The sequence below is a fragment of the Pseudidiomarina gelatinasegens genome, assembly GCF_004025325.1.
In the GTDB taxonomy this organism is placed as follows: Bacteria; Pseudomonadota; Gammaproteobacteria; order Enterobacterales; family Alteromonadaceae; genus Pseudidiomarina; species Pseudidiomarina gelatinasegens.
Map to the genome: position 1 here is coordinate 1 of NZ_RSFE01000002.1, position 12210 is coordinate 12210.

Genomic DNA, 12210 nt, shown 5'->3' on the forward strand with positions numbered 1-12210 from the left:
CAGATAAATCAGTTTTTCTTGGGAAGTATTGCCGAACCAAACTATTAGTATTTTCGTTTGTGCCTCGTTGCCATGGTGATTGGGGGTCGCAAAAGTAAACGGGTATACCAATTTCTTTTGTTAGATCGGCATGCTTAGCTAGTTCCATACCGCGATCCCAGGTGAGCGATTTCCGGTATTCTGCCGGCATCTGTTTAAATATTTTTAACAGCGCCCGGTAAACCGACTCCGCGTCTTTGCCAGCTAATTTCAATAGGATAGTAAAGCGAGCTTTTCTATCGACAAGCGTGGCGATATGTGTGTTTTTAGAGCCCGAAACGAGATCCCCCTCCCAATGACCAAGGGAGGCGCGATTCTCTATGTCTTCATCGCGCTCACGGATTGAGAGTCCATTGACAATAGTTGTAAAGGTTCGGTCTCCACTACGGCGGTGATAGCGGCTATGTCGCATAGGATGCGAGCGACGCAGATGTTGCGCAAATGAAAAGTGAATAACGGCCTTTGAACGTACATATATCGACTTATAAATCGTTTCATATGATACATGCATAAATGGGGTGCAAGGGTACTCAACTCGTAACCAGCCAGCGATTTGTTCTGGAGACCATTTAAGCTCGAGCTTCGACATAACAAGCTTTCGGAGCACTTTATTGATTTCGAGTTGCCCTAGTTTTGGTCTTTTTGCCATACGTTTGGCGCGGTTATCGGCATCAACTGCTTTGTAATAACGTCGTCCTCGATTACGGGAGACTTCACGTGAAATTGTTGAAGGCGAACGTTTTAGCATTACAGCAATTTCACGTAGAGACATTTTAGCAGATAGGGCCACTCGAATTTCTTCTCTTTCGGCTAAGGTCAGGTGCTGTTTATTTCGTATTCGAGGTTTTGGTTTTATACCGCCACTTTCGCGTAGGGCGGTGAAAACAGTACCAGGTGCAGCATCTAATACTCGACCAATATCACTGAAACCAGTACCTTGCTTCCATAAAGTAAAGACAAGATCCCTCTCATCTTGTGTGAATATACGTTTTGCTCGTTTCATCAGAAGTACTCATGCAAATTAGTAGTATAGTAAAACTGTTGCATTGACCACTTGAATCTACAGCGGCTTTTTTTAAAATGTCACGCTCTTCTGTGACGCGTTGGAGCTCTTTGCGTAGTCGCTTCAACTCGGCCTGTTCCTCATTACGGCTCTTGTTTGCCTCAGCATCCGGGCCAAATTTCTTAACCCAGGCATAAAGGCTGTGAGTTGAAACATCGAGCCGCTTGGAAACATCAGCTACCGAGTGACCTCGGTCGGTGATCTGGCGGACTGCTTCGATTTTAAATTCGTCGGGGTATCGTTTGTTGGTCATAAGCACCTCTTGTATGCCATTATCTATGGCTACGAGGTGTCTAGCAAATCAGTGGCGATTCAGTGTCATCGGTTCAATCAATTGCGAGTACACAAGCAAAATCTAATATTTGTAATGACTTGGGGTACAAAGCATCAGATATCCTTCAAGCAAATTGCATTATCTGGGTTGAAGGACCATCCGATCGCATATACCTGAATTTTTGGCTTTCTAGCAAAGCTCCAGATTTGGTTGAAGGGATTCATTATTCGATAATGTTTTACGGCGGAAAGTCGTTTAGCCATCTGTCAGGGGTGGATAATGACGTATCCGATCGAGTAGAAGACTTTATTTCGATTAGAGCTTTGAATCGTTACTCAGTAATAGTATTTGATAGTGATAAAGCATCATCACAATCTCGCCTTTCATCAACCAAGCAAAGATTAAAACAAGAGTTCGATAACGGCCCTGGCTATACTTGGGTAACTGCAGGGCGGGAGATTGAGAACTATTTGGACGCAGAAGCTCTCGAAATGAGTATTCAAGAAGTCCATCCTTCAGCGGCAAAAATACATGATAAAGGGCGATGGCAGAATTTGCTAAAGTATGAATAGAAAAGGAGCGCGGAGATCAAGATGGCTGACAAGGTAAAAGTTGCTCGGCACTTTGTGAGCAATAACAGCGCTAATTTTGATGTTTTAGATCTAAAAGCTAGGATTAGTCAGTTAACCTCATTTATCAAAGTAGCAAATGGAATGGAGAGCTAGTAGCACTTAGCCGTTTTGAATAAATATTCAAACGCTCATTTGTTGAGTAGCGACTTTGTAATGCAACTGGACATTGGGCGAATTAAGAATGAAAAATTAAACATGGTCACCGGTTGGTCACCATTTGGTCACAAGCCCCATTATGGTCACAAACACGCACAAAGCATCAAGTCAACCATCACGGCTGCAAGTCAATAAATTCAAAGGGTTTGGAACTTTAGAAAGATGGTGCGTCCGAGTAGACTCGAACTACCGACCCCTACCATGTCAAGGTAGTGCTCTAACCAACTGAGCTACGGACGCACATTTTTGGAAGTGGCTCCACAGGCGTGGAACGGGCGCTATATTAGTAATTTCGACGCGCAGGCGCAAGCGTTTTTTGCCGCCCGCGTGCCGAGTGTCTAGTTTGTGTGCAACCCCAGCAATTACCGCAGCTGGTGTTTGAGTACCTTGCCGTTGGCGTTGTGTGGCAGTTCATTAACAAACTGATACACCCGCGGACGTTTATAATCGGCCAAGCGCTCGGCCACATGGGTGCGCAGGGCGTCTTCGTCTAGCGGTTCGTTGAGTACCACGTACGCCTTCACGCTTTCGCCCCATTGGTCATGCGGCACGCCAATAACTGCCGCTTCAAGCACCGCAGGGTGGCTTGCCAGTGCGTCTTCCACTTCGCGCGGATACACGTTCACGCCGCCGGTGATGATTAAGTCTTTGATGCGGTCTTTTACCCAATAAAAACCATCCGCGTCGCGCACACCGATATCGCCGGTACGTATCCACCCGTCTGCGGTGAATATTTCTGCGGTGGCTTCTGGGTTGCGCCAGTATTCGCGCATGATGCCTTCGCCGCCGATATGTATTTCTCCGGCTTCATCAACGTCAGCAATGTCACCGTTGGCGTTAACCACGCGTATTTCGGTAAAGGCTGCGGCGCGGCGGCCAACTGAGCCAGCTTTGTCGCCGTGCTCATGGGGCAGTAACAGGCTGCCGGTTGGGCCTGCTTCGGTTAAGCCGTACACACAATAAAACTGATCACTGCCAAATGCTTTTTGCACACGGTGGGCATGGTCACCGGCTAATGGACCTCCGCCGTATATCCAATGCGTCATGCTGCTTAAGTTGGTGTTGCTCACTTGTGGGTGCTGGGCGGTAAGTAAATAGGCCACTGGCGCGCCAAAAAAGTGGGTGCAGCTTTCTTGTTCCACCAAATTAAGCAATAAATCAGGGGTAAAGGTTGGCGCTATGATGTGGGTACAGCCCATCAGCGTGCCGCCTACCAACGAGAGATTCAAAGGTGCCGAATGGGTAAATGGCATCAGCGACAGCAATCGACTTTCCGGTGCGTAATTCATTTCGGTGGCGAACATCATGCCCACAAACAAGAGTGCGCGATGGTCAAACAATACGCCTTTCGGGCGCCCGGTGGTGCCGGAAGTATAGAGTAGGGTAGCGGATTCGGTAATGGCGTATTCGTCCAGCTTGTTAAAGGCACGGCCGCTGCTGTTGGTTGTGACAAAGGCCGGCATGTCGTTAATCACCAAATGATTCATGTTGGCTTGTTTGGCCGCCGCCAACGCGCCTGCGCTGGTAAGGTCGCAGGTAACGATTAAGCTGGCCTCGGCATTGTCAAAAATATAGCCCAGTTCGTTCGCGGTTAATTTTACGTTTACGGGCGCAACAATGGCTCCGAGGCGCTGAATGGCAAAATGAGCAACCACAAAGGCGTAGTTATTAGGTAGCACCAAACAAACCCGATCACCGTGCTTAATGTTGTAGTCATTGGCGAGAACTTCAGCGAAGCCGTTAACGTGTTGATCAAGCTCAAGCCAAGTGCTGCGCACCCCGGTATCAATAACGGCTTCGTAGTCTGGAAACTTACGTGCGTTGCGGGCTACGTATGCTGGGATAATCATGGGTTGTCCTTTATAAAGTCGGGGTGGCGCGGCTAATAATGGCACGCACATCAAGGCCACTGGGCAAGCTGCCGTAATTAAAGTGTGCCTGCGGTGCGAGGCGGCTGGCACAAAACGCTTCTGCGACATAATCTGGCGCGTGTTGCAGCAATAGTGCTCCTTGCAAGGCTACGGCCATGCGATCAGCAAATTGGCGCGCGTGATATTGCCATTGTTCTGGTGCAATGCTGCGAAAATCATGCTGCAGCGCTTCAACAAAGTGATCAAACAAAACATTCGTATTGTTTGCTTTGGCAAGCTCAACAAAGTAAGCGTCGAGTACTTCAGGTTCTTTTTGAATGGCGCGCAGAATGTCTAAACACTGCACGTTGCCACTGCCTTCCCAAATCGAATTTACCGGCGATTCGCGGAATAGGCGCGGCATAATGGTATTTTCCATCACGCCCATACCACCAATGGCTTCCATCGCCTCGTAGGCGTGGTTTGGTGCACGTTTGCATATCCAGTATTTCCCAATCGGCGTCGCAATGCGGGCCAACAGCCGTTCGTGTTCATTGTCTTGCTGGTCTATAGCCCGTGCCATGCGCATGGTAAGGGTCATTGCGGCTTCGCTTTCTAAGGCTAAATCAGCTAATACGTTTTGCATTAATGGCTGCTCGCTTAAACGGGCGCCAAATGCTGAGCGGTGGTGCGCATGGTGCAGCGCTTGCACCGTGGCTTGGCGCATGCCTGCTGATGAACCGATCATGCAGTCGTAGCGCGTCATGGCAACCATTTCAATGATGGTGCGCACGCCACGGCCTTCTTCGCCAACCATCCAGGCTAAGGCGCCGCGCAGTTCACATTCGCTGGAGGCATTGGCCACGTTACCCATCTTATTTTTCAACTGCTGTATTTGCAGGGCATTTTTGCTGCCGTCAGGGCGCCAACGGGGCAATAAAAAACACGACAAACCGCCGGGGGCCTGCGCGAGAACTAAAAAGGCATCACACATGGGCGCTGAAACAAACCATTTGTGGCCTACCAGTTCATACGCTTGACCCGGGCCGCTCGCATCAATGGCGTAGGCTTTGGTGGTGTTAGTACGTACGTCTGAGCCGCCTTGCTTTTCGGTCATGGCCATGCCGATGGTTAAGCCATGTTTCATCGTATCCGGCACATTGCGGCCATCGTATTGTGGCGCCATGATTTTTGCGCCAAATTGCTTTAATAAATCAGGTTGGTGGTGCAACGCCGGAATTGCCGCAAAAGTCATGGTAATAGGGCAACCGTGTGCTGCTTCCACTTGGGTGTGCAGGTAATATTTAGCTGCGCGCGCCACATGGGCGCCAGGGCCAGGTTTCGACCAAGGGCTGGCGTGCAGGCCTTCGGTGATGGCAATGTCCATCAGTTGGTGATAGCTGGGATGAAAATCGACCTGATCAATGCGCTCACCAAAGCGATCATGGGTTTGTAACGTTGGTTTATTGGTGTTGGCTGCAAAACCAAGCGCAATGCGTTCGGGTAGACCACATTCAGCGCCGAAGCGCGCAATATCTTGTTCCGCCCAAGCTGCGCCTTCGCGTTTTACAGCGGCTTGCAGTGCGTGATCTTCGGCATACAGGTTGTAATTTTCAAGCGCCGGCGGTTGGTTTTCCACGATGTGGGTTTGGGCAAGGTACTTGTCGCGTTCACTCATGGTTTAACTCCTAACAATTTAAAGAAGTGAAACACTATTGAGTTTTTCCGTCAACGCCTATCGTTAGTATCTATTCAATATGCGCAAAACGCGCCAATAGTGCCTCAGTAAATAAACGTAATTCCAGTTGTGCCAATGGCTTACCGGGGCATACATGAATGCCCGCGCCATAAAGTAGATTCAGTGATGGGTCACGATGCCATTGAAACTGTTCGGGCTGTTCAAATACCTGTGGGTCACGGTTGGCTGCACGCCAATCAATTCGCACCATAGTGTCGCTATCAATATGTTGCTCACCAAGCGTCACGGGGCACTTGGTGCGGCGGCGGTTGCCTGGCAGTGGCGCGGCAATACGCAATACTTCATCAATGGCATGGTCAATGTGCTCAGGCGCCATGCGTAACTGTTTTTGTACCACCGGGGTGGCCGCTAAAAACTCAATAATAGAACTGGCCGCTGCCGCAATAGTACCCAGCTCGCCGACGGTCCAGTTACGAATCATGCTAACCAGATAGTCATCTGACAAGGGTTCGCCATTTAGTCGCAACTGTGTGAGTTTTGTGGTTATTGATTGAGGTGCGCTATTCCCACGTCGTGCGTTTTCCAACTGCTCAATGACAAGCTCACTAAATTCTGCCGCCAAAGCGCGCAGTGCAGGGCGGTCCTGAGCTACAGATGCGGCTTTCTGCGCAGCTATCCACTCGGTTAGGCGTTGCTGAACTGTTACCGGCCAGCCCATAAATGCACATTGAGCCCGAAGCGCAAACTGGTGGCCAATAGTACCCGCTATCTCAACCAAATTATGAGTCGCTACACTATCGAACAGTCCGTCGATGACCACCTGTAATTTGGGCTGAAACTGTGTGAGCACAGCGGCGCTAAAAAACGGTTCAATGAGTGCGCGGTAGGTGCGGTGCTCGGTGCCGTCCATGCCATTGGGAACATTTAAATGCGAGGAAACATTGTTACTAAATTGCTCAGGCGCGTGCAGCGCAGCGAGTACATCATGGTGACGGGTTAGCACTACGTCCATGATCACCTCCACAACTGAAGTGTATGTAGGTATCAGTATATGCTGATAAGTCATAAATTCTTTGAGTTTGGTCAAGCCAATTACCCAAAGTTAATTTATTTGCAAATTTGAACCGGTAACTTATGCTTAAATTCACAATAAAAATTGTGAAAAGTCTTTAAAAATCATAATAAAAACAGGAATAAATCCATGGAACAATCAAATACCCCAGCATCAAATAACGTCTCAGCTCCTTATGTAAACCGAGAGCACACAAGTACCGGAAACTGGTTTCTATCTATTTTTTTAGTAGGCATACCGTTAGTCGGACTTATTTTATTAATTGTGTGGGCATCGAGTCATTCAACACCTTTAAGTAAACGAAACTGGGCCCGAGCAATGTTGCTCTGGGTGGTTATCGCGATAGTCTTGTTCATGTTGATGGCAATACTCGGCGGAATTGGCCTTGCAGCTATGGAAGGTTATTAACGCTATTCTAGCGCAGAGGCTGACCAAGTTGGTTCTGCGCTATTAACCGCACCACGTAGGAAAGTTTGAATAAGCCAGCTAATAAAATTTGTAAAAAATGAAGTACAGCAACCACCATCAGGGGAAATTGTGCTTCTAAACCCCAAGCTAAATAAGCTACCAGCGCAAATAAGACAAGGAAAATCACCATTGCCGAATTAGCGCCTTTAAGTAATTTATGACCGGAACTTTGCTGATTCATAACCTACATCCTTAATGCATGTTTATACGTGCATTATGAATGTATGTTTGATGAAGATCAAGGATTGAGTGATTGGATTATTCTTGTGTACTATAATGCGTTCGAAATGCACCTTATGATTCTGCTTACTGCCTGTGCGGCTTATCTTGGAACCTGTTATGCAATTAAAAAAATACACGGATTATGGATTACGGATACTCATGTATCTGGCAAGTTTTGATGCCGAGCAGAGCGATGAAAAGCGAAAATTAGCCACCATTCGGGAAATATGCGATACCTTCAGTTTATCAGCCAACCACGTGAATAAAGTGGTGCACCACTTAGGCCGGTTGGAGCTGATTGAAACACGCCGCGGGAAAAACGGCGGTTTCTTATTAGCAAAACGCCCCGAAGATATCTCGTTGGCGTTTGTGATTCGCCAGCTTGAAGGCGACGAGAAGTGGATAGAGTGCGAAAATCCTTATTGCGTCGCGCTGCCCGCCTGTGAATTAAAAGGTATTGTGGCCCGCGGTAAAGAGGTGTTCTACAACTATCTTAATGACTACACACTTAAGAGTTTGATGGCGCAGGCGCCCCAACTGCGACAGATTTTTTCAACAGCGTCGTAATCGCGGCACTAATTCCGTCTAGAGTTAGCGGATACATGCGCTGGCTCATTAGCTGCTGCATGAGATCAATAGATTGATAGTAGCGCCAATGACTGGTGGGCTGAGGGTTTAACCATACAGAATCGGAAAAGTGGTGCAGTAAGCGTTGCATCCACACGGCGCCAGGTTCTTCATTCCAGTGTTCCACACTGCCACCTGCGTAAGCAATTTCGTACGGCCCCATAGTTGCATCGCCAACGAATATTAACTTGTAGTCGCGGCCATAACGATTGATCAGCTCAAGCACCGGTAATTTATCTTCGTAACGGCGGCTATTGTCTTTCCAGACGTGTTCATACACACAGTTATGGAAATAGAAAAACTCGAGGTGTTTAAATTCATTTCGTGCTGCGCCAAACAGCTGTTCGCACTCGTAAATGTAATCATCCATAGAGCCGCCCACGTCAAACAGCAGCAGCACTTTTACTGCATTGTGGCGTTCAGGCTGCCATTGTAAATCAAGCAAGCCAGCCTTTTGTGAGGTAGCACGAATGGTGGCATTAAGGTCAAGTTCTTCGGCGGCTCCAGTGCGGGCAAACTTACGTAATTTGCGCAAAGCTAGCTGTATGTTCCGGTTGGCTAATTCTGCATCACCATCGAGATCACGAAACTCGCGCTTGTCCCACACTTTTACAGCACGGCGCTGGTTGCTGCCGTCTTGGCCAATGCGAATTCCTTCAGGGTGATAGCCGTAGGCGCCGAACGGCGAAGTACCGCCGGTACCTATCCATTTATTGCCGCCAGCGTGACGTTTCTGCTGTTCAGCTAAGCGCTCGCGAAAGGTTTTGAGCAGGTCATCAAGGCCGCCAAGGGCTTTGAGTTTGGCTTTGTCTTCATCGCTAAGCTGACGCTGCAAGCTGCGCTCGAGCCATTCGGCTGGAATCGCTTGCGCCAGGTCGACCTGCTCAACACCTTCAAAGTATTCAGCAAAGGCTCGGTCGAACCGGTCATATTGACTTTCATCTTTCACTAACACCATGCGGGCTAGAGTATAAAAGTCATCAACGCTCGCGAATACGAGGCCACGTTCAAGCGCACCCAGTAGGTCGAGCAACTCGGTGAGGCTGGTTTTAAGTCCGTGCTTACGTAAACACAGAAAAAACTCAATGAGCATAATAAAACCTAAGCGTTGCGGCGTGACATAAACGCAAGTTTTTCAACTAACTGCACGTCTTGCTCGTTCTTCAACAAGGCACCAAACATGGGCATTAAGCCATCACGCTTGTTCAGTTCAGCGGGGTTAATGTCTTCTGCTAATAGCAGTTTTAGCCAATCAATAAGCTCTGACGTAGAAGGTTTCTTCTTTAAATTTGGCACGCCGCGCAAGTCAAAGAAAACTTCGAGTGCAGTACTGAGCAAGTTCTTGCGAATATCGGGATAATGCACTTGAACAATCTGTGCCAAGGTTTCGGCGTCGGGGAATTTAATGTAATGAAAAAAGCAGCGGCGCAAAAAGGCGTCGGGAAGCTCTTTTTCGTTATTTGACGTGATGATGACAATGGGGCGATGGTCGGCGCGCACTTGCTCGCCGGTTTCGTACACATGAAATTCCATTTGATCGAGTTCGTGCAAGAGATCATTTGGGAACTCAATATCCGCTTTGTCGATTTCGTCAATCAACAGTACCGGACGCTCTGGTGCGGTGAAGGCCTGCCAAAGTTTACCGGGCTTAATGTAGTTGGCAATGTCGTGCACCTTGTCGCTACCAAGCTGGCTATCGCGCAAACGCGACACCGCGTCGTACTCGTACAGCCCTTGTTGGGCTTTGGTGGTGGACTTTATTTGCCAGCGCAGCAGGGGTACCCCTAAGCTTTCTGCCAACTCTTCAGCGAGCCGTGTTTTACCGGTGCCCGGTTCACCTTTAATAAGCAAAGGCTTTTCGAGCGTAACAGCGGCATTAACCGCAAGGCCGAGGTCATCGGCCACGATGTAATTGTCTGTGCTTTTAAAGCTCATGATTTCCTCAGTACGAAGAACAACTAGTTCACGATTTTATTGGATGTGTCTAGGTATTGTTTCGCGTTCTTCGTTACTTTGTCAAAGTCCATGTGCTCGGAGCCTTTGTGCACGTTTTCTAAAACGTCTTGCAGATCGTCGACTTCTTCATCTAGGCGCTGCAATGCCACTTCAAGGGTGTAGGTGAGCTGATGAATTTCAGCCATTTTTTGCGGTGTTAATTCGCCATTTATTACTTCCGTTAATTTTGCATTGTATTCACGCAGGTTATCCAATGCTTGCTCAAGGTTTTCAGAAGGCTTGCCTTTGAAATGGTCAGGGCGCTTATCATCGTCGCTCGCAAGTGCAGGCGCTGCCGTTAAAGTTAAAGAAAAGGTCAAAGCAGTTAGTAATGGAATAAGTTTCATAGGGCCTCCTACAGCCAATACGATTGATTTGAAAACTCACATACAAATGAGAATCGTTATCAATAAGCTATCATAATTTTAACTGTTCGCCAACTGCTCAGGTGCACTCGCTTAGGCTAAGCTCCGGGCTCAAAATTACAGTCTGCAAAGAATTGTTGCCAATACTCAACGTGATTACGGGTAGCGTCAATCAGTTGATCATCGAGTGCGCCAATTTGTCGCAGATGGTCTTGCCATATGTCAGCGGCGTTGGTAGCAACAGCTAAGGCTTCTACGTAAGGTGTGAGTTGCCGACTTTGTCGTGTTAGTTCGCCTATATGCTGTTGTACGGGCCCCGAAAAAGTGCTGATAAACACTTGCCTCAAAACACGCGCCCTGTTGGGAACCCCAGCGCTTAAACAACCCGCAGGGTCACTCATGTTGGCGACTAACGGTTGGAGTTGCTTCAGGTACTTACGGTTTTCCTGCAATGCGCGCCAAAGTTGCGCTATGTAGCGGTCTTTTTCCAGTTGCTCAAGCGCCGTCGAAAGCTCAGCTTCGGTGGGGAGCTCCGCATCAGTGTCGATGACCCGCAGTACCGTATTGAGTGAATCGATTCGCGTGGCAAAAATACTGCTGTCGGCAATTGCTAGCGGCCTGTCGGCCATCGAGACAACGTTACGAACACTCTTATCGTTGCTTAGAGCCTGCAGTAGCAACATGGGCATAAGTTCGGCTTTGGCTTGAGCCTGTTCCAGTACACGCGCCGCTAAATCCGGATTATCTTGATCCAGCTCAGCGCTGCATTCATAGAGTGCAGCTAACAGTTTACGGTCGTTATAGTAGCGCATAATACCCGCTTCAAGTCGGCCAAGGGCACTATTGCGTTCGGCGATCAGTTGGCCCGCCTTGCAGGTGTCCAAGCGCATGGAATCAAGCAGTGATAGCTGCAGCCTTGGTATAGTTAACTGCACGTCGCGCGCGGTTGGTGCGCGCAGTGCAGTCAAAGGCTCATAAATTATCGGCGCAACAGCCAGTGTATTGGCAACGCGCTGCTGATAGTCATGCAGCTGATGCAAGCCTGTTGGCGCTGGGTTACAGGCACTCACCATAAACAGGACTATATAGCCAAGAAAGGCGTTTAACGTTACAATTCGTCGCATTCCAATAGCCTTTAAAGAAGAATCGATGTTCACAGGAATTGTACAAACTCAAGCCACCGTTGCCCAGCTTAACGACCGTGTTAACTTCCGTCAGTTAACCGTGAAGGTTGCGCCCGAGTATCTTGCGCAGGTAACGCTGGGTGCCAGCATAGCAATTAACGGGTGTTGTTTAACCGTAGTTGCTTTTACTGAAGACACGGTAAGCTTTGATATTATTGATGAAACATTACGATTAACCAACCTCAGCCGGTTAGCCGTGGGTGATACGGTTAACTTTGAGCGCTCATTGAAAGTCGGCGATGAAATGGGTGGGCATTATGTGTCAGGCCATATTCACGGACTAGGCTCAATTGTGAAGCGTGAACAAAGTGCAGATAACTTAGCGTTATGGATTGAGTTTCCTGCGCAGTTCCAAGCTTATGTGTTACCGAAAGGGTTCATTAGCGTAAATGGCGCCAGTTTGACCGTTGGGCAGGTAGAAAGTAACCGTTTTAGCTTACATTTAATTCCAGAAACGTTGCGTTTAACCAACTTAGAACAGGCTAAAATGGTCAACCTTGAGTTCGATCAACAAACGATGACGATTGTCGAAACAGTCGAACGTGTGCTGGCTAACCGCTAATA

The 12210-nt window shown here is 48.3% G+C and carries 13 protein-coding genes, 1 tRNA gene and 1 pseudogene; 4 read left to right on the forward strand and 11 right to left on the reverse strand.

All coding sequences use genetic code 11. The features are described from left to right. Together EGC76_RS02215 and EGC76_RS02220 are read right to left on the reverse strand one after the other, a co-directional pair. On the reverse strand, positions 1–1042 hold a 1042-nt coding region (locus EGC76_RS02215), incomplete at its 3' end, for an IS30 family transposase (RefSeq protein ID WP_128351399.1). A 64-nt stretch (positions 1043–1106) separates the two neighbouring features. Beyond that, positions 1107–1355, reverse strand: a pseudogene (locus tag EGC76_RS02220) (transposase); the annotation flags it as partial. A 62-nt stretch (positions 1356–1417) separates the two neighbouring features. Between EGC76_RS02220 and EGC76_RS02225 the strand changes: the two are divergent. Then, positions 1418–1948: an OLD family protein gene (locus EGC76_RS02225; protein ID WP_128351400.1), complete on the forward strand. Its 531-nt coding sequence runs from the start codon at positions 1418–1420 to the stop codon at positions 1946–1948. A gap of 379 nt (positions 1949–2327) precedes the next feature. On the opposite strand, the gene EGC76_RS02230 is transcribed toward EGC76_RS02225, so the two are convergent. From EGC76_RS02230 to EGC76_RS02245, 4 genes are all read right to left on the reverse strand, one after another. Further along, a tRNA-Val gene (locus tag EGC76_RS02230) sits at positions 2328–2404 on the reverse strand. 122 nt (positions 2405–2526) lie between these two features. Then, positions 2527–4014, reverse strand: coding sequence for a class I adenylate-forming enzyme family protein (locus EGC76_RS02235; protein ID WP_128351401.1), 1488 nt, complete (start codon positions 4012–4014; stop codon positions 2527–2529). Positions 4015–4024: 10 nt separating this feature from the next. Beyond that, entirely contained in the window at positions 4025–5692 is a 1668-nt protein-coding gene (locus EGC76_RS02240) for an isovaleryl-CoA dehydrogenase (RefSeq protein ID WP_128351402.1), read from the reverse strand. Positions 5693–5762: 70 nt separating this feature from the next. Then, complete coding sequence (locus EGC76_RS02245) at positions 5763–6725, reverse strand: cytochrome P450 (RefSeq protein ID WP_164876778.1); 963 nt, start codon at positions 6723–6725, stop codon at positions 5763–5765. Between the two features lie 189 nt (positions 6726–6914). Here EGC76_RS02245 and EGC76_RS02250 point away from each other — a divergent pair, with 189 nt between their 5' ends. Further along, entirely contained in the window at positions 6915–7193 is a 279-nt protein-coding gene (locus EGC76_RS02250; protein WP_220445651.1) for a hypothetical protein, read from the forward strand. A 7-nt stretch (positions 7194–7200) separates the two neighbouring features. On the opposite strand, the gene EGC76_RS02255 is transcribed toward EGC76_RS02250, so the two are convergent. Continuing rightward, on the reverse strand, positions 7201–7434 hold the full coding sequence (locus tag EGC76_RS02255) for a hypothetical protein (protein ID WP_128351404.1): 234 nt from the start codon (positions 7432–7434) through the stop codon (positions 7201–7203). Between the two features lie 158 nt (positions 7435–7592). Between EGC76_RS02255 and EGC76_RS02260 the strand changes: the two genes are divergently transcribed. Beyond that, positions 7593–8042 carry an RrF2 family transcriptional regulator gene (locus EGC76_RS02260; RefSeq protein WP_128351405.1) on the forward strand — a complete coding sequence of 150 codons (450 nt, stop codon included), beginning with the start codon at positions 7593–7595 and terminating at the stop codon, positions 8040–8042. Here the strand turns inward: EGC76_RS02260 and EGC76_RS02265 are convergent. The 4 genes from EGC76_RS02265 to EGC76_RS02280 form a co-directional block, all read right to left on the reverse strand. Then, positions 7984–9195 carry a vWA domain-containing protein gene (locus EGC76_RS02265; RefSeq protein ID WP_128351406.1) on the reverse strand — a complete coding sequence of 404 codons (1212 nt, stop codon included), beginning with the start codon at positions 9193–9195 and terminating at the stop codon, positions 7984–7986. The genes EGC76_RS02260 and EGC76_RS02265 overlap by 59 nt on opposite strands. An 8-nt stretch (positions 9196–9203) precedes the next feature. Continuing rightward, positions 9204–10037 (reverse strand): AAA family ATPase, encoded by an 834-nt coding sequence (locus tag EGC76_RS02270; protein ID WP_128351407.1) that lies wholly within the window; start codon positions 10035–10037, stop codon positions 9204–9206. A gap of 23 nt (positions 10038–10060) precedes the next feature. Then, positions 10061–10444, reverse strand: a complete 384-nt coding sequence (locus EGC76_RS02275; protein ID WP_128351408.1) for a DUF6746 family protein — start codon at positions 10442–10444, stop codon at positions 10061–10063. A gap of 116 nt (positions 10445–10560) precedes the next feature. Next, entirely contained in the window at positions 10561–11586 is a 1026-nt protein-coding gene (locus EGC76_RS02280; protein ID WP_128351409.1) for a DUF3080 family protein, read from the reverse strand. Between the two features lie 25 nt (positions 11587–11611). On the opposite strand from EGC76_RS02280, the gene EGC76_RS02285 reads away from it, so the two are divergent. After that, entirely contained in the window at positions 11612–12208 is a 597-nt protein-coding gene (locus EGC76_RS02285; protein ID WP_128351410.1) for a riboflavin synthase subunit alpha, read from the forward strand. The last annotated feature ends 2 nt before the right edge of the window (positions 12209–12210 follow it).